The sequence below is a fragment of the Henriciella mobilis genome (assembly GCF_003576285.1).
Classification (GTDB): Bacteria; Pseudomonadota; Alphaproteobacteria; order Caulobacterales; family Hyphomonadaceae; genus Henriciella; species Henriciella mobilis.
The window spans coordinates 48,918-70,342 of the sequence record NZ_QWFX01000007.1 but is presented as its reverse complement, the minus strand read 5'-3'; the positions used below and the strand labels follow the sequence as shown (position 1 = coordinate 70,342).

The window sequence follows — 21,425 nt, the reverse complement described above, 5'->3', positions numbered from 1 at the left end:
CCTTCCCACTTTTCTCGGCCGCACAAGATTCACCCGCACGGCTTTGCGCCGCTTGCTGGGAACAGTTCAGCAGATTGGGGTCGTCAGGCCATGACACAGGGAGTCGAAATAATGGACATCGGTGATCACCGTCAGATAGGTCCCGGCCTGATGTTCTAGAACTCAGGGGGCGCTGCCGAGGTCTCCGCCAGTTGCGAGAATCCGGTCGAGACGAGCCCTCAATGAGGGAGAGCCCTGCAGCAGCCGGAAGAAAGCTTCGGCTTCAAGGTCCAAGGCCTCGTCAACCGACTGGTCGAAGGCTGCTTCGCAAAGCGACTTGATGAAAGCCAGTGAGTCTCGAGATCGTGTCGAAAGTTCCCCGGCAAGCGCTAGCGCACGATTGCAGGCGTCTTCGGCAACTTCATGCACAAGACCGGAGGCAAGGGCCTCGTCAGCGTCCAGTATTGCGCCAAGCATCAGCAATTGGCGTGCTTTGGCTGAACCGATCAGGCGCCCAAGGCGCACAGTTCCGCCCGCACCGGGGATAAGGCCAGCCCGAATTTCCGGAAGTCCGATCTGGCGGCAGGACCGCGCTGCGATCCGCAGATCGCACGCGAGCGCAAGCTCCAGCCCTCCGCCCATGCACGTGCCGTTGATGGCCGCTATAACGGGCTTGGAAGACACAGAACAGGCATGGATAAGCGCGTTAAAGGGGCTTTTCTTGAAATCGTCCAGCGACAAGCTGCCTGACCGGACCATCCGCGCTGCGCCGGCAATCGTCTCCACGTCGAAATGCCTGACGAACACGTCCTCTGTTCCGGTCAGCACAATGGCACGTGTTTGGTCAAGCGATTCAGCATTGCGAAACGCTGACAACAGCTTTGCCGCCAGTTCTGGAGTCATTGTGCCGGCCTCTTCGGTTTGGAAACGGATAAGGCTCACGGACCCGCAATCTTCAGTCTGTACCTTCATGCCAGTTGCCCCTGCTGTCGAGGCTGGTTTCTAACCGGCAGAAGGGCCAGAGCCAGCGCGGCCAGGACATACCAGCCAATCAGCGACACATATGCCGAGTGATAGCTGCCCTGCACTTCGAAGATCCAGTTGGTCAACGGAAGCGCAATAAGACCAAAGGGCATGAGCATCGGCATGTTGGCGCCCATAATCGTCGGGAAGGATTCCCGGCCGAACTGGTTGGCCAGAAGGATCGCCCAAAGCGGTGCGGTGCCGCCATATCCAAAGCCGAACACAACGGCCGCAACAAGCATTCCCTCATAGGAGGTGTTCAGCAGTAACAGCACCACGCCAAGGACCTGGAACAAGACTGCCAAGGCGACAACGAGCTTGAGATTGAGCCGATCGGCCAGCATCCCCAGGACGATCTTCGCGATTGCGCCAAATACCGCCGTCAGCGCAACGACGGATGAGGCACGCATTTCGCTTATTCCGAGATCAGTCGCATAAGCAGGAAGGGAAAGAAGTACGGAGGCGATTCCGAGGTTACACGGCCCGACGATTAGCGTGATCAGCCAGACGTCCCGTGTAGCGAGCGCTTGCCTGAAAGTCCACGTGACGGGCTCGGGCGCCTTGGGCGCCTTCGCAGAAAAGGTACCATCGGGCGAGAGGCCCACTTCCTCCGGCGTTTTCACGGCAAACAACCAGATCATAGGAACAAGCACCAGGCCAGCAGCTGCCCCGCATACGACGAAGGCCGTCCGCCAACCGAGCGTAAGAAATAACCAGGTGACGACTGGAACGAGAACGGCAGCACTGATGCTGATCCCGAATTGCGAAATCCCCATGGCTAGGCCGCGACGGCGGTCGAACCAGTTTGCCAGAAGGAGGTTCGATGGAATGGCGGTCAGGCTGACAAGGCCGAGCGCCACGCCGCCACCGAAGACGACGTAAAGTTGCCAAGTCTCCTGAATCAGCGACATCGACATCAGTCCGAAAGCCAGAGCGCAGGTGCCTAATGTGAGCATCCGGCGGATTTGCACCTCCGCATACAGGCGGGCAATCATTGGAGCGACGCAGGCCACAACGATGGCTTCGATCGAGAGCGTCAGCGAAATGCTGAAGCGGCTAGTCTCCAGCGCCTCCGCGAGCGGTTTGAGGTAGACGCCGAAGGAATAGTAGACGAGCCCCATGGCGATGAACTGCATCACGAAGGTGAATCCCACGACATACCAGCCGGGAAAGATGGCCCGCCCCTGTACTGGCGGTGCAAACAGACGGTCCTGAAACCGATTAGTCACGGGCACCTCCAAAGACAGGGCGGCGTTTTTGCCGGAAGGCTCGAATGCCTTCCGGCATGTTGCGCGGGATGAGCTCTGCCTGGTGTGACGTTTCCAGAGCAAGCTGCTCGCTGAACGTGTTACGCAAGGCCGCGTCAATGGTCTCCCGGGTCCGCCGTACAGCGGCCGGAGAGGTGGCCATCAGGATGCCAGCGAGCCGCTCGACTTCCTGGTCGAGCATATCGTCATCCACACAGTTCCAGATTAGCCCCCACTGGGCGGCCCGCTCGGCAGGCAGGCGCTCGCCCAAGAGAGCAACCCCGAGGGCTCGCGCCCGTCCTATCCGGCGCGGCAAGTTCCACGTTGCCCCCATGTCCGGAACAATTCCGAGTTCGGTACTGAAGGTTGCAACGAAGAATGCCGACCGCGCTGCAATTGAAATGTCGCATGCAAGCGAAAGCCCGAACCCTCCGCCTGCAGCCGGTCCGTTGATCCGTGCGAGCGTCGGCACAGGGCAGGCAATCAGGGCGCGCAGGGTGTCATCAAAGGTCGTGTCAGCGGGATCGTAGACGGGCCGCGAGCGCACCCTATCCGGCCGATCGCCGCCGGTCCGGCTCGGCGGACTAATTAGGTCGGCGCCGGCACAGAATGCCCGGCCGGAACCTGTCAGGATCACGAGGCGGATATCCTCGTTCAACCGGACATCTTCCAGAGCGTCCTGAATCGCCGTCATCAAGTCGAACGTCATCGCGTTCATTCGCTCCGGACGGTTGAGCGTGATCGTCGCGACGCCGTCACTGACGCAATAGCGGATCGGAAATCCCTCGCTTGCCATAGGTTCATTCTCCTTCCAGGCGGCCACGCCCCGACGGTCCCGGCCGCGAAATCACCAGGTATCCACGAAGGGATACTTATGTCGCTTTCCGCGCTCCTGCGGCGCAAGACGATTGAGACCGGCGGCGATCCAGTCGCGGCTCATCGCCGGGTCGATGACATCGTCCAATCCTCCGCCAGCCGCAGCATTGACGGCTCTCGCCTTCTCTTCGGCCTCAGCCACACGGCGTTCCAGTTCTGCCTGACGGGCAGTTTCATCGCCGATTGCCTCCAGCTCTTTCCTGAAGCCAAGCTTCACCGCACCCTGAAGGTTCATCGCGGCAAACTCCGCCGTGGGCCAGGCGAGCGTGAACAGGCCATTGAGCGCACATCCGCCGCACATCGCCAGCACACCGAGCCCATAGGCCTTGCGGATGACGATATTGAACAGCGGCGTCGTGAGGTTTGCTCCCGTATTGAACATGCGCATGGCGTGGCGGACCAGCGCGGTGGCTTCCACATCGGGTCCGACCATCATTCCTGGGCAGTCGATGAGGCTCAGCACCGGAATGTCGAAGGCATCGCAAAGCTGCATGAATCGCGCGCCCTTGTCGGCACAATCAGAATCGATGGCGCCGGCATTCTCCATGGGATTGTTCGCGATGATTCCAACGGGATGCCCCTCCACGCGGGCAAACGATGTGATCAGCCCGCGACCGAAGTGCTCGCGGATTTCGAGGACCGAGCCGATATCGGCGACCAGTTCGACAATCCGGCGCATGTCATAGGCACGCTTGCGGTTCTCGGGAACGATATGGCGCAGCAGGCGCTGGTCGTGGCTCTCCCAGTCCGAGGTTCGCCCCTGGAAGTAGGAGAGATATGTCTTCGCGGCCGAGACCGCTGCGGCCTCGTCACTCACCAAGATATCGACGGTGCCGTTCGGCACCTGGACGGACATCGGCCCGACCTCCTCAGGCGCATACCGGCCAAGGCCGCCGCCCTCAATCATGGCCGGGCCCCCGAGGGCGATCGTTGAGTCTTCGGTCGCAATGATCACGTCGCAGGCGGCAAGCAGGGCCGTATTTCCGGCGAAACACCGGCCATGATTGACCCCGACCAGCGGAACACTCCCTGACAGGCGAGAAAACCGGCTGAAAGTCGGTATGTCGAAATAGACTTCGGGTCCGGTATCATCTTCCCCCGGACGGCCGCCACCGCCTTCGCTGAACATGATGACGGGATAGCCGAACCGCTCGGCCAGCTCGAACATGCGATCTTGCTTGCGGTGACCGCGATTCCCCTGCGTTCCGGCAAGGACGCTGTAATCATAGTGCAGGACCATGGCCTTGGCCGCCGCCTCGCCGAACAGCCCGGAGTTGACCGTCGCTGTGCCGGCAACGATCCCGTCGCACGGCGTCTTCACACGCAGCTCGGCAGCGCTGAGGCGGCCGTGCTGCTGCGCGACGATCAGCGGCTCATATTCCAGGAACGACCCCGGATCGACGAGATCTTCAATGTTTTCACGGGGCGTTCTGCCTCCCTTCTCGTGTCGCCGCTTGACTGCGTTCGGTCTCGCTGCGTCGAGTGTGATAGCATGCCGATCGAACACATCCTGCAAGTCAGGCCGGATCGTGGCGGGATCGATCGCGTCCTCGCGCATCTCGGCTACATCGGAACCCCCGGTGATGTCGATCCTGGCAACCGTCGCACCCAGAGCAACAAGGTCGCCTGCACTGACAGGCAGATCGACGATGATGCAGTCATGCTCTGCAGCGATAGCGTGTTCCATTTTCATGGCTTCGAGGACGGCAATAGACTCCCCCTTTTGCAGGCGGTCTCCTACGCGTGCTTCAACGCTGACAATGGTTCCCTGAACCGGGGCAATGACGAGGTTTGCGTCGACCTCACCACCATGTTTCGGCAGAAACCTGTGCCGGTTGGCGTCAGCACTTGCGTCCTTTGCGGCACCTGCAGACCTTGTTTGTACAAACCTGCTGCGTGCAGGATTGGCGTGGTTTTGAAGCAGCTCTTTAAGGGACTGCTCGACCCATCTTGTATGGATACGGCCAGTCCCGGCGTCAGAATGGGCGAGTATTGCCTGCAACAGGCCGATATTGGTCCCGACGCCGGTAATGCGAAACTCCTCAAGCGCCCGTATCAGGCGCCGGACTGCCAGACCGGTATCCGCATCGGTGTGGCCAGCGATGACCTTGGCGAGCAGTGAATCATACAATCCGCTCGTTTCGTATCCAGCATAAGCAAAACCATCGGTCCTTATGCCGGGACCGCTCGGCGGGTCGTAGGCCGCCAGCTGTCCAGTGCAGGGTCGAACCTGGCCATCAGCGCTTATGGTTTCCATATTTATCCGCGCTTGTATGGCCACTCCCCGTACCGGCGCACCTTTGCCGGGCTTGAGGCCGATATCCTGAAGTCGGGCGCCGCCCGCCAGCCTGATCTGGGATTGGACAAGGTCAATGCCGGTCACGACCTCCGTCACAGTATGCTCGACCTGGAGGCGTGGATTGGTTTCGATGAAGACGACGCGCGACGTGGCCTCATCGACCAGGAATTCGAACGTCCCTATGTTTGAAAACTGTGTGGCACCAGCCAGTGCCATCGCGGCTTCAATGATCTTTGCCCGAAACCCCTTGCCAAGATCGGGAGCAGGCGCGATTTCGACCAGCTTCTGATTGCGGCGCTGCAGGCTGCAGTCGCGCTCTCCGAGATGAGCAATCGCTCCAGAATTGTCTGCAACGATCTGCACTTCGATGTGCCGGGCATGCGGCAGAAACTCTTCGGCATAGACGCGCTCATTGCCGAAGGCCGTGCGGGCTTCCGATCGCACCGCCTTGAGAGCCTCGGCGATCTCTTTGCGGTCGTGAACAATGCGCGTCCCTCGCCCTCCGCCGCCGGCAACGGCCTTGATGATTGCCCCGCCCCCGCCGAGACCGTCCAGGAAGTCCGCTGTTTCGGCTTCACCGACATCACCATCGATGCCGCGCGGCGTCTCGACTCCGGCCTTGGCGGCCGCCTGACGCGCCGCCGCCTTGTCGCCGAAAAGCTTCAGCAGATCCGGTCGAGGTCCGATGAAGGCAAGGCCCGCATCGACGCATTGCTGCGCAAAATCGTGATTTTCCGAAAGGAAGCCGTAGCCTGGATGGACACTGTCACAGCCAGATTTCAAAGCCGCTTCAACGATAGCGGCACTGTCGAGATAGGCGGCCGGTCCCTGACGGCCAAGGTCGATGCTTTCGGCCACCATACGCGTATGAAGGCTTTCGGCGTCGTCGCTGCTGTGAACGCCGACACATTCGATATCCATGTCTATCGCGGCCCGCGCGACGCGCACGGCGATCTCGCCCCGATTGGCGATCAGGATACGGCTGAGACTCATGCGAAGGCATCCCGAAGGGCCGCGAGGATAGACTGGTTCATTCTCCGGCTGATTGCCGCCTGCGGCACATAGGCCTCGCCGCCATGATACATGCCGGGAAAAATCTCCAGATGGCAGCCCGTGCCGGCCGCCTCCAGGTCTGCAGCAAACCTGACGATCTCTTCGCAGAAGAGGTCTTCGGCACCGACGAATGCGCTGGCCGGCGGCAAGCCGGTGAGATCCGGGTGCCGGGCCGGAACGGCATAGGCAGACAAGGCGCTCTTGTCCGCATCTGCAAGGTACATCGACCAGGCGCTGAGCGAGGTCTCGCGCGACCAGATGTAATAGTACCGCGACTGCGCCAGTTCGCCTTCATGCCGGTTGTCGATCATGGGATAGAGCAGCAGCTGGGCCCGGAGCGGAATATTGCCGGAATCCCGGTTCCGTAGGGCGAGCGAAGCGGCCAGCCCAGCTCCGGCACTTGCACCGCCAATAACGATTCTACTCGCATCAATGCCGAGAGCACCGCTTTTCTCGTAGAGCCAGCCGAGCGCAAGCAGGCAATCCTCAAGTGCTGCAGGAAAGGGCGATTCCGGCGCGAGCCTGTAGTCTACCGACAAGACCGTGCAGTCGAGCTCATACGCGAACCGGCGCGCCCGCTCGTCGCCGGGAAATCCCATCACATAACCGCCGCCGTGCATCCACAACAGGGCCGGCTGATCCGGCCGGTCCGACTTCCGGAAGCGGAGTAACCGGACGCTGTGCTCCCGACCCTCCGTGACAAGTTCATCCGTCAGGACCGGGAATGCAGGTGGCCGGTCTGCCCCCGCAGCCAGACGGTTCCGCAACGCCTTGATCGTGTCCCGGTTGATGACGAGCTCTGGGAACACTTGGAGGAAACCACGCAGTTCAGGGTCGATCCGCTCGAGTTCAGGCCGGCTCATTGCGGCCTCCTGCGATAGCCAGCCCGGATTTTGGTACACCCCACGACCGAATAGAGCGCTGCCACCAGGGACTCCGCGCGCTCATCGACGCGGCCGGACTTGCTCAGCCGGTTCATCGTATACCCGAAGCTGAGCGCAAATTCCGGGTCTGCAAAGGCAAGCGAGCCGCCGGCGCCGGAATGGCCGAAAGCCCGGCGGCCGAGGGCAAGTCCGGGCGGGGCGCTGGGCCGGCCAGCGTTCAAATCGCGCATCTTGTTGAAGCCGACCGTCCAGGCGGTCGGTTGCAGTGTCGTCCGGTCAAGATTCGTGGCAACCGATATGGACTCCATGTCAGCCAGCGTCTCCGGCCCGGCATAGACCTGCCCGCCTTCCCTGCCCCCTGTTGCGAAGGGGCGGAAAGCGCCCGCGAGGGCTCTCGCATTCGTAATGGCATTGGCAGCGGGTATCTCGGCGGCATGGCTATCGCGCGTATCGGAATGGACACGGCCCGTCATCGGGTCCGTGACGAAGCCGCTGAGCCAGCCCCCATCATTCTGGAGCGCAAGTGCGGAAATGGATGCGTCGTCGGCAACAGAGCGTTCGAAGATCTTCCCGAACTGCGCGCCTATCGGTTCCGCGATGATGGGTGCGATGCGGGGCTCAATCGCTTCGGGCAGACCGCACCAGACATCTAGGCCCAGTGGCTCGGCGAGCAGCTCCTGCAGCAGCTGTCCGAAAGTCTTGCCGGTGACCTGACGCATCATCTCGCCGACGATCCATCCCCAGGTCATGGCGTGGTATCCCACCTCGCTGCCGGGTTCCCAGAAGGGCGCCTCCTCGGCAATCAGGTCACACATGTATTCCCAGTCATAGAACCCGTCAGGTCTGACCGGTGTCCGCAAGGCAGGAAGCCCGAGACTGTGATCGAGCGCCATGCGCACCGTGGCATCCTGCTTGCCGTTTCGTCCGAAGGCCGGCCACACATCGGTCATTGGCGCCGCCGGATCGAGCTGCCCCCGGTCGATCAGGATGCCTGCAACGAGCCCCACCAGACTCTTCGTCGCCGAATAGACCAGCGAGACAGTATCGGATTGCCACGCAAGTTGCTTGTTCGGATCCGCAAGCCCGCCCCAAAGATCGACAACGGTCTCGCCATCAAAGGAAACAGAAACACTTGCACCGATTTCGCCATGAACCTCAAAGTTCGCTACAAAAGCATCCAGCACCGGTGCAAAGTCATCCCGGCAGAAGCCTTCGACCTGGCCCCGCCCGTCGGAGAGCAGCTTCTGAACCCTTGCGATCATTTCAGCTCCCCTTCCATCTCGGCGCACGCTTCTCGACGAAGGCGCGCGGGCCTTCCCGGATATCGTCGGACCGGAACAGCGCCTTCACGGCTTCAAGTCCGTCCTGCACTTCGAACTCCTCCCTGACAGTGCGGACCGTTTGCCCCGAAGCGACAATCTGCTTGGAGGCGCGCACGGACATCGGGCTGCAGGCAAGGATGTCCTCTGCCCATTTGTGAGCCGCTGGCATCAGATCGCCCGCAGGCACGACATCGTTCACGAACCCCATGGCACGGCCTTCTTCGGCACTGACGCTGCGACCCGTGATGATCATCCCCATTGCCTGTTTCTGACCTATCTGCCTCGGTAGCCTCTGCAGTCCGCCGGCAAGGGCGGCGAGCCCGACTTTTGGCTCAGGCAGCGCGAAACGGGCATGATCGGCTGCGATAATCAGGTCACAGGCGAGTGCAATCTCGAAACCGCCACCGAACGCAGCGCCATTCACTGCAGCGATAACCGGTTTGGTCATGCCCCAGCGAGCGGTGAGCCCGGCAAACCCTTTTCGCGGTGGATCCGGCCGCTCGCCATTGCGCATCGCGTCGGCTGTGAATTTAAGATCGTTGCCGGTGCAGAAGGCCTGTTCGCCAGCACCGGTCAGGATGGCCACCCACTGGTCGGGGTCGGCCTCGAACGCGTCAAAGGCCTCCGAGAGCTCCTCGTTTGCAAGCGGATGCAGGGCGTTCATGACCTCCGGCCGGTTGATCGTAACAACCGTCAGGCGGCCATGCGTTTCGACTTTGCAGAACCGGGGCGCGCGCCCGGTGCGCGGCCTCGCAGGCCCTGCCTCCCAGACCAGGTGACCGAAAGCATCGGTTCGGGTGAACCCTTCCGCGCCGATGGGTGATTGCGCGGGGCTCAACAACAATTCCATCGTCTGCTTGTCATCAGGGCGCACCCGGGCGATGACCCTGCTCCCATCCGGAGCTCGCAAGATTGCCACGCCGAATTGTGCGCGGGCCAGCCTGCCATACTTGACCGTGAAGGTCTCAAGTTCCGCAGGGCCTTCGTAACCATCCAGAATGGCCGGAACAGGTCCACGCGCATGGTCTGCGGCCTCCTGCCAGGAAGGGTCACCGCCGCAATCCTCATATCCGCCCTCTTCTGCGGACAAGACAAGGGCATGATGCTTGGTGAGCACACCGCCTTGCGCGTAGAGCAGACCTGTGCGGGCTGCGCCGCTCCGCATCTTCCGGACCATGGCGGCTGTTGCATGCGACATGTAGTTGTTGAGCGGACCGCCAAAGAAAGTCAGCCCCCCCGTCACGCTCGCGGGCACGTTTTCCGGCAGACCCTTTTGTGACAGAGCGCTCAGCGCAAGCTTCGGGACAACCGGGAAACAGCTGTAAAGCTCCAGGCAATCGAATGTGCCGGCCGACCCGCCGACGGAGTCTACCACCGCGCCCATTACAGTATCCAGCGCGGCACACCCATCGAACCGGTCACGCATCAGCGCATCTTCCGGCTCCGCCGCGAAAGCGCCGCCCCGAATGAAGATCAGGTTAGAGCGTTCAATGCCGAGGGCGAGCGCGTGCTCGAGACTTGTGACGATGATCGCCGCAGCCTGGTTCACCATGGGATTGGCAACCATGAACTTGGTGTACGGGAAAGCGATCATGCGGTTGGCGGGGCTGGCCACGGCGATCTCTTGCGCTGACGGAGCGGACCGGCTCCAAGCAAACTCGTTCTTTGCAGCGGATCGGGCCATGCCGGCCCAGATCTGTGACGCTTGTTCCTGCGCCTCGGTCGGGGAAATCCCCGAGGCATGCGTCAGCGCATTTTCGAACAGAGGATACAAATCTGCCGGGTCAGACACCCCGGCCTTTCGGGCGGCCTCATGGACTTTCAGAACTTCAAAGTCGCTCCGCAGCCGCTCCCCCGCCGGTGCGCGTTCAGTCCAATCCAGCCTTATGCCGGCCTGACGCGCCTTGCGCAGACTGTTCAGCGCTTCGCCCCCCACAATGGCGGCGGTTTCCGCCTCGCCAGACGCAATACGCCGGGCGGCAGCGTGGATCAGCCGAACTGGAGTGTCGCCTCCGAAGCTCTCATTGACGGCGCAAGCGGGATTGATTTCCAACCGGTCACAGAGCTCACGGACAGGGTTCCGGTAAGGCCAGCTCATCTGCCCAACGAGGTAAACAGATGTCAGGGCGGCCAGCAGGGACCGCCCGCCGTCAGCCTCAGCCGCGCGCAACGCCGCCGCCATCAGCTCGACAGGCTCCCTTGCCTCCTCGATGCGATCGGGACGATCTGTCACTTCACCGATTGCCGCGATGACGGGCGTGCGAGTAGACAGTCTCTTATTCGTGGCGGGCATTCGCACCCTCCTCTGGCGATATCCGCAACAGAAGCTTGCCCCTGTTTTCCCCTGAGTACAGCATGTTGAGAGCGTCTGGTGCCGTCTCGAGTCCATCGACGATATGGGTCCGCGTCTTCAGGCGGCCGGATTGCACCAAGGCGCCAAGCTCCTCCAGCGCAGTCGGAAACTGCTTTCTGAAGTCGCTCGCGATGAACCCCCTGATTGTGAGGCGACGCATCAGGACCCGTCCAAAGTCTGAAGGGCCGGGGGCAGGACCGTCGAGATTGTATGAGGATATGAGGCCGCAAACCACCATCCGGCCAAAGTCATTCAGCCGCGCGAAGACCTCATTCATTATCTCCCCACCGACATTCTCAAAGGCGAGATCGATTCCATCCGGGCACAAGGCATCCAGCCTGCCCCCGATCGGCTCGGACCGGTAGTTGATGGTGCCATCCACGCCCGCCTCGTCCCTCAGCCAGGCGCACTTCTCATCCGAGCCCGTAATTGCAATGACGCGGCAACCGTCAAACTTCGCGATCTGGCATGCGACGGATCCCACAGCGCCGGCTGCGGCGGACACAACGACGGTCTCCCCCGCTGCCGGATGGCCAATCTCGCGGAGACCAAGCCATGCCGTGATACCCGTCGGCCCAAGGACGCCTGCATAATCCGACAAAGCCTCGCCAGCGGAAGGCTGGATGACCCGCGTCATCGCCGCTTCGGCAATCGTGTAGGTCTCCCAGCCACCAAAGGCCGGCGACACTAGTTTTCCCGCCTCAATGCGATCCGACGCGGACGCTTCCACAATCCCGTAGACAAGCCCGCGCATGACATTTCCGATCTCGACAGGCGGCATATACTGGTCTTCGTCACTCATCCAGATGCGTGATGAGGGGTCCAGCGACAAATAGACATTCCGGATGAGGATCTGCCCCGGCATCAGCTCAGGGACAGGCTGTTTTTCCAGTCGCAGGTCCCCGGCGGCGACCCGCCCCGCCGGGCGGCGGTCCAAAATCCACCGCTGATTAACTCTCTCTTGCTGCACCATGCTGCTATCCGTCTGTCATTCAGCGGAGGCGGAACCATTCTCAGGTCAGCAGTATCGGCCAGGCGGTGGCGGCAGGGCTTCAAGAAACCCGTACATCCAAATCTGATCCGGTATTAAGGACTCATTGCGCACCGTATTCAGGGTTGCGATTCAGAATCCCGATCTGCCATTTTCCTATCCTCGGGTCTTGTTTACCGGCAACTGCGCGAACGCGCAGACCGAAACAGGACCGCGACCTCCCAACTTGCATTCTTGATCTAGGCAGACTGCCTGTCGCCGCCAGTTGCCACAATGACGTTGCCTTGCCCAAAAATAGACATTGCATTACACATTGAGCGATGCAGAAAGCCCCCGAAGACCTTAAGGCCTCCACGATTTCTTCCCGGTTCGTGGTGGAAATGCTCCAAGGAGCCAAATCCAGGGGGCTCGATACGCGGCAGATTCTCAGGGAAGCATCGATTTCTTCCGAGATACTCGAAGTGCCCCGTTCAAGGATTACATTTACCCAGTTTTCAAGTCTGAGCCGGTCTCTTGCCCGACTGCTGCGAGATGAGACGTACGGATTGACACATCAGCCGCAGCATCCCGGCACATATCGGCTGATCTGCTTCAGTGTCATGAATGCCGGAACTGTGGGAGAAGCAATCGAGATCTATCGCAGCTTCATCAATATTCTCGACAACAGCTTCAGGCTGGACCTCACAGCCGAGGGCGGACAGGCAACATTGCGCCTGCAGCGGCTGCCTGGTCGTCAGATCCTGAACAGCTTTGCCATCGAGCATCTGTTTCTGACCCTGTACCGGACGATTTGCTGGCTTGCGAATGCGCAAATTCCCATCGTCAGGGTCGATCTCGACTATGATCCGCCGGTACATGAAGCCGAGTATGGCTACATATTTTACAAGGCACCTGTCGTGTTCGATCAGGCCGCACCGGCAATGATCTTCAGCGAGAAAAGCCTCAACCTGCCAAACCTGCGCAACCGAAGTGACCTGAACGACTTCACAAAAGACACATCTCTTCGGCTCCTCTCCCAAACCTACAATTCCGACAATTACTCCATGCGCGTCCGTCTATGGCTTTCGAAGATGCTCATGCAGGAGAACTATGCGCCGGACATTGAAACCGCCGCGGACCATTTTCGGCTTCACCCTCAGGCACTGCGGCGCAAACTGAAGAAGGAGGGTTCATACTACAATGAGATCAAGACCGAGGCGCGCCGGGACATGGCGATCAATCTGATCAGCCACAAAACAGACACGGTCGAATCGATCGCCTTCCAACTTGGATTCTCAGAATCCCGAGCTTTTGTGCGCGCATTCAAATCTTGGACGGGCCTGACACCCCTAGCTTACCGAAAAATGAGCAATCAGTTGTGATTCCCAATTTTCAACTAAAAATAAAAACGCAGACTCTTCGACTTAAGTCGTCTCGGGAAAGACGCCCATAATTTAATCCAGCATGAGATTTGTCAGAGCGAGTATGCTGTCCGGCTTTGAGCGCAAATTGGCAGGCTTTCTAGCTTAGCCAACCGCGAAACAGCCATATAAGCGCGGGCATGACAATGTAGGTCATTAGAACCACGATGGCCCCGACAGCTATGACGGTGACGAGAAAATCCTGATGCGGAAGCATTCGGGACAATAGGCTGGGGATCAAATAGACAGGGGCTAGAAGCCCCACAAAAGTGAGCACCGCCATTTTGTTTTTCGGAGGCGGTTTGCAGTCGGGTTTTGCATTGTTGGATGGCATGGACACTGCTCATCTCCCTGTCTATTCCGGTGTCGATATGCGCAGCGGCGGAGCAATCGCGCCGCCTCGCGAGTTTCGAAACACTAGCTGGACCTTACTTGCTCAATGGCGCTGGCCCGAACCTGGCCAGCAAGTGTCGCCCAATCCATGTCGAGCGCAGAGTATAGCTCGAACGCTTTCGGCAAGGCATTGTCTGCAAGGATTTCGACCATAAGACTCGATCCATCAGCGACAACGACTCCGCTCTGAACGAGACGTGCAATCCCGGTTTCCCGCTTGGTGAGATTGAATGTGCCGCTTGCATCGACGGCGACGTAGGCTTCGTAACCTTCTCGGACAGCTCGCATGGCCGGAAGTGCAGCACAGACTTCTAGCGACACGCCTGCAAAGATTAGCTTGTTCCGACCAGTCGCGCGGATCGCAGCCTCAAAGCGGGCATCGTCCCATGCGTTCACCGTGGTTCGGTCGATAAATTCTTGGCCTGGCAGCGCAGCCTGCAACTCTGGAAAGGCGGGGCCCCACAGCGTGTCTGCCGACGTCGTTGTGGCTACGACAGGGACGTCAAGCACGCGCGCCGCCTTGGCGAGGCCAACCACGTTGTGCTTCAGTTCGGCAATTGAGAAATCTCGTATGCCGGTCATCAGGCCGACCTGGTGATCGACTAGGACGACGGCCGCATTCGCCGAGGTTAGCGGTTCGGGGTTATGGTGATTCAAAGACATTTTCTGCTCCTTTTTGAGTGTCTGAGCGGCTTGGTTTTTAGACTCAGCTTTCGTCGATCGATCCGAGTTTGCCGGCTGCGTGGGCGGCGAACATCGCGTCAACTTCTTCTTCCGAACTCATCGCGAAAGGCCCGCGCTGCACGAAGGGTTCGCGCAAGGGTTCGGCCTGAAGGATGACGAACAGGGCTCTGGAATTTCCGGTGATGATCGTGGCTTGGCCGTTTCCCTTACCGGTCAGCGCGATTGAAGCGCCGCGCCCCAGGGATAGCGATGTCTTGTCGTTCTGGACCTCGATCGATCCGCCTACACTCAATATCCAGGCGCTGTACCCCGATGGGATTTGATGCTCGAAGGATGCCCCCTCGTCCAACTGCACATCGAGAACGGTCATCGGGAGCGCCGGCGAGTCCGCCCCCGTATGTCCGCCGCTTTGCCCCAGCATGAGGCGCGCACGATACCCGTCGCCAAGAATCTGCGGCATGTCTGAGGCTTTGACATGAAGGGACTCTGGTGTGTCGTACTTCATGCGCGCCGGCAGGTTCACAAAGACTTGGAGCGCATGCGTGCGGGCGCCAGGACGAGGTTTTTCGTCATGTACCGCACCGCGCCCGGCCTTCAGCCAGTACAAATCGCCCGGCATCAGATCGATGTCATGGCCGAGACTGTCCTTGTTGTTGAACGCGCCTTCGCTGTCTTCAAACAGTATGGACACAGCCGACAGACCGGCATGGGCATGAGGCCCGAAAGTAGGCGCTGTCATTGTGAAATGATCCACCATTATGAGGGGATCCATCGATCCGGAAAACATCGTGTGCCTGAAACTCAGCGCTTCGAACCCGGTCCCGACGAAGAACGGTTTTCCTTGAACCGGTGACAGTTTTTCGCTGCCCCTATTCTCGCCTGGTTCTCGTAAACTCTGGGCCATTGGACTTCTCCTCTTATGCGAGAAGAACGTAGCAATGGAACAAAGTGGCTAGAATTACCTTTTCTTGGGACTTATCGTTCTGTAAATAGAACTATGATCCAGGATCCGACGTTCGATCTGAACGACTACGTCTATTTCTATCACGTGGTTGAACAGCGAGGATTCGCGCCTGCCGGCCGGGCGCTGGGCGTCCCCAAATCCCGCCTCAGCCGCCACATACAGCAGCTGGAGACCCGTCTGGACGCGCGGCTTATCCAACGCACGTCCCGGCAATTTGCAGTCACCGATGTCGGGGCCGAGTTTTTCCGGCACGCCAAGGCGGTCGTGGAAGAAGCTCAAGCGGCAGAAGCCGCGATAAAACGGCGAAGCGAGGCGCCGCAGGGCAAGGTCCGCATTTCCTGTTCGGTGGGTGTTGCGCAGTTTGCCCTCCAAACACTCGTCTCGGACTTTCTGAGGCAGCATCCGAAGGTCGAGATCGGGCAATTGGTCACAAATGAAATGGTCAATCTGATCGATGCCGGCATCGACCTGGCGATCAGAGGGCATGTGGAAAGCTTGCCCGATTCCAGCCTTATCCAGAAGCAGGTTGCGAACGTGGAGTGGTGCCTGTTCGCGTCTCCCCGCTACATAGAGGAGTCCGGCGAACCATCTACGCCCGAAGACCTGAACGGCCAAAGCGGACTGTGCCTTGGCTGGCGCAAAGACATTGATCAATGGCGCCTGCGTTCGAGCGGCAATAAATCGAAGATCATTCAATTTATCCCAAGACTTAGCAGCGACGATATGGTGACGCTCAAGGAAGCGTGTGCTGCAGGTCTGGGGATCGTCTCCCTTCCCGCCTATGTCTGCGCAAATGATGTAAGGATCGGCCGGCTTCTGCAGGTACTGCCAGAGTGGATCTCTGGCGAAGCGACGCTCAGCCTTCTGCAGCCAACACGGAAGGGCACCACGCCTGCAGTGAAGGCGTTCACAGAGCATGTAGCCCGAGAATTGCCTGAGCTTGTCTCGGTCAAATGACCACACGCCGCGGCTAGACATTCGTACAAAATCACGAAGCTTGGTAACTCCGAGACATCATGTGGGGATTATAAACAGCTCGATCACCTAGACTACACCCTGCCGGACGCGCGAACCTATTGGACCGCAAAGACCGTGACTGCAATACCCTATGTCGCTGCCTCTGTTCTGCTAATCGCGAGTGCTCAGGTTTGAAATCAAACCTTGCAATCCATTACCATTTGAAATGATAAAGTCGATTTCTGTTTCCGGGATGATCCGGACGTCTTCTATGGGCGCAGAAGGAGACATTAGAGTTTCTTGCGAACGCGCTGAATTCGAACGAAATCAAGCGTTCCGGTTAGATCGGACCAATCTTGGGAATGGAAGTCGAGACTGCATTCATCGATGCCCCAGCGGAAATCGCTGCGTTTTTTGAGAGGGACGAAACAGGGATCTATCCCTTTGATGATCTTTCGTGTTGCGCGGACGCGCTGACCGATCCTGCTGGTGCTGTCAGTCTAATGCGACCCCTTCTCCAGCATCGCTAGGCGCACCTGATCCTATCCAGCCAGAAGCTGGCGCCATTCTTGGAGAGCAGCGTCGCGGTTTGATTTGAAGGTCTGTCGGCGGTTGATGTGGCGGTCGAGATTGAAGTGATTATGGAACGAAGCGTGGGTCGAAGCGAACTTCTGGAGGTTTGACATCCGCCTGAACCTCAGCATCGCCCGCTCTCGTCGTCGGAATGGAAGGTGGCTGTTTTCAGCCCGATTATTGATGTGGCGACCGACCTCCTGTCGGTCTTGGTTGCCAATCTCTTTCATCGCAGCGCCGTAGGACCGCAGCCGGTCCGTGACGATGGTTCTGGGCGCGCCGTAGCGCTTCATGGCTTTCTTCAGGAAGCGCAAGGCCGCTGATTTAGCACGTGTTTTCGTGACGTAGCTTTCGAGGACTTCTCCCTCGTGATCGACTGCACGCCAGAGATAATGCGTCTCGCCTCGGATCTTCACGAAGACCTCGTCGAGGTGCCACTGCCATTGCGTGATTTGGCGCATGTAGCTTGCCCGCCGCACCGGGATCTTGCCGGCAAACATCGGCCCAAACCGATCTACCCAAGTTCGAACACTCTCATGGCAGACGTCAATTCCACGCTCGTGAAGGAGGTCTTCGACGTTGCGAAGGGACAGCGGAAAACGAACGTACATCATGACCGCGAGCTGGATAATCTCGGGCGACGTTTTGAAGTAGCGGAATGGATTGCGGGTCATGAAGCGAAGCTAGCGAGGCTGCCCTCCTCGCTCAATCGGCCTGTTCTCCTGACAATGCCTCACCGCAAGCTGGATGATCTCATGCGACGTCTTGAAGTAACGAAAAGGCGAGTTGGGCATTCCCTACCCTGGCGCATCCGACGAAATCGGGAAGTTCCGCTGACAATGCCCCCTTCAGAGCAACTCGACAACTGCATCATGATTTCCGCATCGACAGGCGACATCGGACATGCGGGCCTTCACGCCAGTGCCAAGGTCGACCACCGGTTCAGCTCTGACCTGTCTAGATGTCAGTCGAAGCTCATCACCTTCGGCCGAACCTGCCCATTCACGGGAGTCGAGATGGAGGTTGCCGCTCGCACAGTCAAACAGCAGTACCGGTCCAGCAAGAACGCAACGTCGTGCATCTAGACCTGGCATCGCTTTTACATCCTCGTAGGCGTCCGGCCGTGCCCAAATCGTCCTGCCCTTGAACACGCGTGCCGCATCGTGGCCCAACATCTTCAGGCCATCAAGCGTTTCCCTACCAACGCCCATCATCGCCACCGGATTGAATTGACGACTAAGCGATTCAACGCGCCCCGCATCGTACGGGCTGAGATCAGCGTTCGTGCCGTACATTCCCAGAATCTGGACAGCGTATTCGAAGGGTGCAAACTGAATGACTTCTGGTGTCGTCGAAACATTGGTGATCACGCTGCCGGGACTGAAACCGAAACTTTTCAGCGTACGGACCATGTTCACGCCCGCACGGTCGAGTTCGGTCCGGCGCGACCCATAAAAGTGCATTCTTCCGCCGACCGTATAGCTGCCGATGACGTCTGGCCGTGGTGTATTCATGACTTTGTTACCCGTGGAATCTTGTGAGGAGGTCCAAGCTTCAGTAATTCCTGTTCGTCGACGAGTTCGACAATCAGAGGCACACCAATCTCACTGGCGATTTTGTCATGAAGCCGGCCGCGAAGGGCGTCAGGCGACCCCGCAAGTCTCTCGGTGTTATAACCGATGCGAAGTTTCAGCGTGTCCATTTCCCGATGTGTACGGACGATCTGGAACAATGCTGCACGCGTTTCGCTCTCATTCTCAACCAGCCCCATGATTTCGCGAGGCAGAATGGAACGACCCTCAACAAGGATCTGATCCGTGGCGCGACCGAGCAGGTTGAATTTTGCATGAGTGCGTCCGCATCCGCAGGGTGTTCGGTCGATGACAACAAGATCCCCGGTTCGATATCGCACCAGCGGCGAGAGGCGATCCACCAGCGTTGTTACAACGAGTTCGCCAACTTCTCCATCTGCGACCGGTTCAGCAGTGATTGGATCGACGGCCTCAATGAAAGCGAGGTCCTCATACGCATGAAAACCGTCGTGCATGCGACATTGGCTGGCACCAGCAACATCGCCAAGGCTTGTAGTTTCGAAGATTTCCAATCCCCAGGATTTGGTCAAGTTCTTCAGCCTTTCGCCAAGGGGCTCACCGCCAAAGACCGCGCCTTTATAGGACTTGAACACGTCGACAGGATCGTCGCCGGTCTTTTCGAAATATTGCTCCATCGCCAAGATCAATGGTCCTGGGAATATGCTCATTGTGACCGGCCGATAGATTTTTGAAGCCTCGATCAGGCGAGGAATTTCTGTCGGTGACATCGAAAAGGCAATCTCGCACAGACCGAGTTCCATGGATGCACGACGCCTGTGACCTCCGCGAAAAGTGAACATGATATGGCAGATATGATCGCCGGGGCGCGCGCCGATATGCCAAAAATCACGACTGTAACTTTCTTCGGAGGGCATGCGCCGCCAATTGGGCACGGGCGTTGGATCTCCGGTTGTTCCGGACGTCGTTCCAATCGAAACGGTCTGACCCGGAATGCTCACGCTCATTCCACCCGATGGGTCACCGTTACGATCGCGAAACTCGCGGATATCATCCTTGGTGATGAACGGCGCCTTTTCCATGAAATCAGCGGTCGACTTTATGTCGGATGGACTGACCCCCGCTCTTTTCCATACTTCGTTTATCAGGGGGGCATTTTCGAAAGCATGCCGACTCATCGCCGTGATTGCGGCTTCCTGATGCGCGTCGAGGAATGAACGCGGCGCAACTTCGATCGGATCAAGTACGTCTGGCCATTCTGCTTGTGATTGTGACGCCATGATTGGTCGCCTCCTCCCTTTTCGGTGCCGGCTTTAGCCGACTTTTGGATAACCTCCGCCACCGTAGGCTTGGTCAACCTTGGCCCGGTCAACAACTCCGCCTGGACCGCGCGGAAGCGCTTGAGCGAATTCAACAATCTTCGGCTTTTTGTAGGATGCCAGGCGTTGGCGGCAGTGCTCGATGAAGTCCTCGGGCCCATGTTCGCTGCCAGGCTTCCTGACTATGATGGCCTTCACATTCTGGTCCCAGGTCGGGTCCGGCACACCAATGACGCAAACATCAGCGACCCCGTCGTGAGTTTTAAGGCAGGCCTCGACTTCAGCAGGATAAATGTTTTCGATGCCAGATTTGATCATCGTGGTTTTCGGCCCGACGAAAACGATTGATCCATCCTCCAGCCGCCTGCCCAGGTCATTGGTTCGATGCCATCCATTAACGACTCGTCGGGCGTTTTCCTCGGGGCGGTTCCAGTAGCCGCACATAACGAGCGGACCTCGCGCCAGGATTTCTCCCGTCTCGCCAATCGGTAATTCCTCGCCATTATCATCGGCGATCTTTGCCTGGAGGAAAGGCGATGGACGGCCGGCCGCTTCGCCTCCCATCCATTTGGTGATCGTCAGGCCGCCGATTTCCGTCTGGCCGTACCCACCCGGTGCACTCATCATAGGTGATGATCCAGGCATCACCAGAGGGATCCTGTAATCGGACATTTGGGCATCCCTGAAGATGCTCGAAACGTCGTATTTGCCATCCTTGTTGATAGCCCGCATCTGTTCGATCGTAGGCGGCGCAATAAAGGCATGGGTAAGCTTTTCGGATTCGACAATCTGCAGGAGTTCTTCAGGATCAACCCGGGCCACAAAGGCGTTCCGGCCTCCGGCCATGAATGTGGCGAGTGCGCCCATCAGCACACCGACATGAAACATGGGACCTGATACGAGGTAGCCTGATGTTTCCGTAACCCCCTGCCCCACCTGGTTCAACCAGGACACAATCAGCAGGGATTCATGACTGAGCAGAGCTGCGCCGGGTTTGCCGGAAAACCCGGCCGTATAAATCGCCAGCAAAGGCTTTGATGTCTCAACAGGGTCGAACTCCCTTGTCGGGTCGGCAGTCGCAATCAGATCCTCGTAATTCGTTTCGCCTTCACAACCATCATGGCAGATCCAGTTAGAATCAGGACGCCAAGCATCCCGGGCCCCGCGATTGATTTCACCAACATCCTTATTTTGCCACAGGACGACCTTGGGATCGAAATCATCCAGCGCAAACGCGATCTCTTCAGACGACCATCTCCAGTTTGCTGGACACATGATTGCGCCGACCCGGGCACTCGCCAGAAGAGCTTCCAGAACGCGGAAGCTATTTTGTCCAAGCCATAGCACCCGGTCACCCCGGCCAACGCCATGATTGCGAAGAACCGTGGCAAGCCGATTTACACGGTCGTCGACTTCTTGGAATGAAAAGCGGTGAGCACCATCGACGATGGCGGTCAGGTTCGGGCGACACCGCGCCTGTTCTTCCAGCAGATCACCCAGCCCATAGGCATGGACACTGAGATACGGTGCAAGCGCCTGATGCTGTTTCATGACACCT

16 protein-coding genes are annotated in these 21,425 nt (G+C 58.9%); 2 read left to right on the top strand and 14 right to left on the bottom strand.

All coding sequences use genetic code 11. The features are described from left to right. Positions 1-162 precede the first annotated feature (162 nt). Genes D1223_RS09215 through D1223_RS09180 form a run of 8 tightly spaced genes read right to left on the bottom strand, consistent with a single transcriptional unit; the run spans position 163 to position 12,009 of the window. A complete protein-coding gene (locus D1223_RS09215; protein WP_119376158.1) occupies positions 163-951 on the bottom strand; it encodes an enoyl-CoA hydratase/isomerase family protein in 789 nt (262 codons plus the stop codon). Beyond that, positions 948-2,231: an MFS transporter gene (locus D1223_RS09210; RefSeq protein ID WP_147372750.1), complete on the bottom strand. Its 1,284-nt coding sequence runs from the start codon at positions 2,229-2,231 to the stop codon at positions 948-950. Before D1223_RS09210 ends, D1223_RS09215 begins: the two co-directional genes overlap by 4 nt. Next, positions 2,224-3,045 carry an enoyl-CoA hydratase-related protein gene (locus D1223_RS09205; protein ID WP_119376156.1) on the bottom strand — a complete coding sequence of 274 codons (822 nt, stop codon included), beginning with the start codon at positions 3,043-3,045 and terminating at the stop codon, positions 2,224-2,226. Before D1223_RS09205 ends, D1223_RS09210 begins: the two co-directional genes overlap by 8 nt. A gap of 51 nt (positions 3,046-3,096) precedes the next feature. Next, positions 3,097-6,417 (bottom strand): acetyl-CoA carboxylase family protein, encoded by a 3,321-nt coding sequence (locus D1223_RS09200; RefSeq protein ID WP_119376155.1) that lies wholly within the window; start codon positions 6,415-6,417, stop codon positions 3,097-3,099. Continuing rightward, on the bottom strand, positions 6,414-7,340 hold the full coding sequence (locus D1223_RS09195; RefSeq protein WP_119376154.1) for an alpha/beta hydrolase: 927 nt from the start codon (positions 7,338-7,340) through the stop codon (positions 6,414-6,416). The genes D1223_RS09200 and D1223_RS09195 overlap by 4 nt, the downstream gene beginning before the upstream one ends. Next, positions 7,337-8,623: a serine hydrolase domain-containing protein gene (locus D1223_RS09190; protein ID WP_119376153.1), complete on the bottom strand. Its 1,287-nt coding sequence runs from the start codon at positions 8,621-8,623 to the stop codon at positions 7,337-7,339. Before D1223_RS09190 ends, D1223_RS09195 begins: the two co-directional genes overlap by 4 nt. Before the next feature lies 1 nt (position 8,624). After that, the gene (locus D1223_RS09185; RefSeq protein ID WP_119376152.1) at positions 8,625-10,976 is read right to left on the bottom strand and encodes an enoyl-CoA hydratase-related protein; all 2,352 of its coding nucleotides are present in this window, start codon (positions 10,974-10,976) and stop codon (positions 8,625-8,627) included. After that, entirely contained in the window at positions 10,960-12,009 is a 1,050-nt protein-coding gene (locus D1223_RS09180) for an NADP-dependent oxidoreductase (protein ID WP_119376151.1), read from the bottom strand. The genes D1223_RS09185 and D1223_RS09180 overlap by 17 nt, the downstream gene beginning before the upstream one ends. A 338-nt stretch (positions 12,010-12,347) precedes the next feature. Between D1223_RS09180 and D1223_RS09175 the strand changes: the two genes are divergently transcribed. After that, the gene (locus D1223_RS09175) at positions 12,348-13,388 is read left to right on the top strand and encodes an AraC family transcriptional regulator (protein WP_119376150.1); all 1,041 of its coding nucleotides are present in this window, start codon (positions 12,348-12,350) and stop codon (positions 13,386-13,388) included. Positions 13,389-13,844: 456 nt separating this feature from the next. On the opposite strand, the gene D1223_RS09165 is transcribed toward D1223_RS09175, so the two are convergent. Both D1223_RS09165 and D1223_RS09160 read right to left on the bottom strand, forming a co-directional pair. Continuing rightward, on the bottom strand, positions 13,845-14,483 hold the full coding sequence (locus D1223_RS09165) for an isochorismatase family protein (RefSeq protein WP_119376148.1): 639 nt from the start codon (positions 14,481-14,483) through the stop codon (positions 13,845-13,847). Positions 14,484-14,526: 43 nt separating this feature from the next. Next, on the bottom strand, positions 14,527-15,276 hold the full coding sequence (locus D1223_RS09160; RefSeq protein WP_267896307.1) for a pirin family protein: 750 nt from the start codon (positions 15,274-15,276) through the stop codon (positions 14,527-14,529). Positions 15,277-15,501: 225 nt separating this feature from the next. Here D1223_RS09160 and D1223_RS09155 point away from each other — a divergent pair, with 225 nt between their 5' ends. Then, complete coding sequence (locus D1223_RS09155; protein ID WP_119376146.1) at positions 15,502-16,425, top strand: LysR substrate-binding domain-containing protein; 924 nt, start codon at positions 15,502-15,504, stop codon at positions 16,423-16,425. A 542-nt stretch (positions 16,426-16,967) separates the two neighbouring features. Here D1223_RS09155 and D1223_RS09150 read toward each other — a convergent pair. The 4 genes from D1223_RS09150 to D1223_RS09135 all read right to left on the bottom strand — a co-directional run bounded on the left by D1223_RS09150 (position 16,968) and on the right by D1223_RS09135 (position 21,418). Further along, positions 16,968-17,672: an IS6 family transposase gene (locus D1223_RS09150; RefSeq protein ID WP_119376145.1), complete on the bottom strand. Its 705-nt coding sequence runs from the start codon at positions 17,670-17,672 to the stop codon at positions 16,968-16,970. 174 nt (positions 17,673-17,846) lie between these two features. Further along, entirely contained in the window at positions 17,847-18,512 is a 666-nt protein-coding gene (locus D1223_RS09145; RefSeq protein WP_119376144.1) for a hypothetical protein, read from the bottom strand. Then, positions 18,509-19,828 carry a phenylacetate--CoA ligase family protein gene (locus D1223_RS09140; RefSeq protein WP_119376143.1) on the bottom strand — a complete coding sequence of 440 codons (1,320 nt, stop codon included), beginning with the start codon at positions 19,826-19,828 and terminating at the stop codon, positions 18,509-18,511. Before D1223_RS09140 ends, D1223_RS09145 begins: the two co-directional genes overlap by 4 nt. Before the next feature lie 33 nt (positions 19,829-19,861). Beyond that, on the bottom strand, positions 19,862-21,418 hold the full coding sequence (locus D1223_RS09135; protein ID WP_119376142.1) for an AMP-binding protein: 1,557 nt from the start codon (positions 21,416-21,418) through the stop codon (positions 19,862-19,864). Positions 21,419-21,425 lie beyond the last annotated feature (7 nt).

Bases quoted from the DNA above. Each gene is read 5' to 3' on its own strand.
- D1223_RS09175 (WP_119376150.1), top strand. From the start codon at position 12,348: ATGCAGAAAGCCCCCGAAGACCTTAAGGCCTCCACGATTTCTTCCCGG.
- D1223_RS09140 (WP_119376143.1), bottom strand. From the start codon at position 19,828: ATGGCGTCACAATCACAAGCAGAATGGCCAGACGTACTTGATCCGATC.
- D1223_RS09180 (WP_119376151.1), bottom strand. From the start codon at position 12,009: ATGGTGCAGCAAGAGAGAGTTAATCAGCGGTGGATTTTGGACCGCCGC.
- D1223_RS09145 (WP_119376144.1), bottom strand. From the start codon at position 18,512: ATGAATACACCACGGCCAGACGTCATCGGCAGCTATACGGTCGGCGGA.
- D1223_RS09190 (WP_119376153.1), bottom strand. From the start codon at position 8,623: ATGATCGCAAGGGTTCAGAAGCTGCTCTCCGACGGGCGGGGCCAGGTC.
- D1223_RS09150 (WP_119376145.1), bottom strand. From the start codon at position 17,672: ATGACCCGCAATCCATTCCGCTACTTCAAAACGTCGCCCGAGATTATC.
- D1223_RS09165 (WP_119376148.1), bottom strand. From the start codon at position 14,483: ATGTCTTTGAATCACCATAACCCCGAACCGCTAACCTCGGCGAATGCG.
- D1223_RS09205 (WP_119376156.1), bottom strand. From the start codon at position 3,045: ATGGCAAGCGAGGGATTTCCGATCCGCTATTGCGTCAGTGACGGCGTC.
- D1223_RS09185 (WP_119376152.1), bottom strand. From the start codon at position 10,976: ATGCCCGCCACGAATAAGAGACTGTCTACTCGCACGCCCGTCATCGCG.
- D1223_RS09135 (WP_119376142.1), bottom strand. From the start codon at position 21,418: ATGAAACAGCATCAGGCGCTTGCACCGTATCTCAGTGTCCATGCCTAT.
- D1223_RS09200 (WP_119376155.1), bottom strand. From the start codon at position 6,417: ATGAGTCTCAGCCGTATCCTGATCGCCAATCGGGGCGAGATCGCCGTG.
- D1223_RS09155 (WP_119376146.1), top strand. From the start codon at position 15,502: ATGATCCAGGATCCGACGTTCGATCTGAACGACTACGTCTATTTCTAT.
- D1223_RS09215 (WP_119376158.1), bottom strand. From the start codon at position 951: ATGAAGGTACAGACTGAAGATTGCGGGTCCGTGAGCCTTATCCGTTTC.
- D1223_RS09160 (WP_267896307.1), bottom strand. From the start codon at position 15,276: ATGGATCCCCTCATAATGGTGGATCATTTCACAATGACAGCGCCTACT.
- D1223_RS09195 (WP_119376154.1), bottom strand. From the start codon at position 7,340: ATGAGCCGGCCTGAACTCGAGCGGATCGACCCTGAACTGCGTGGTTTC.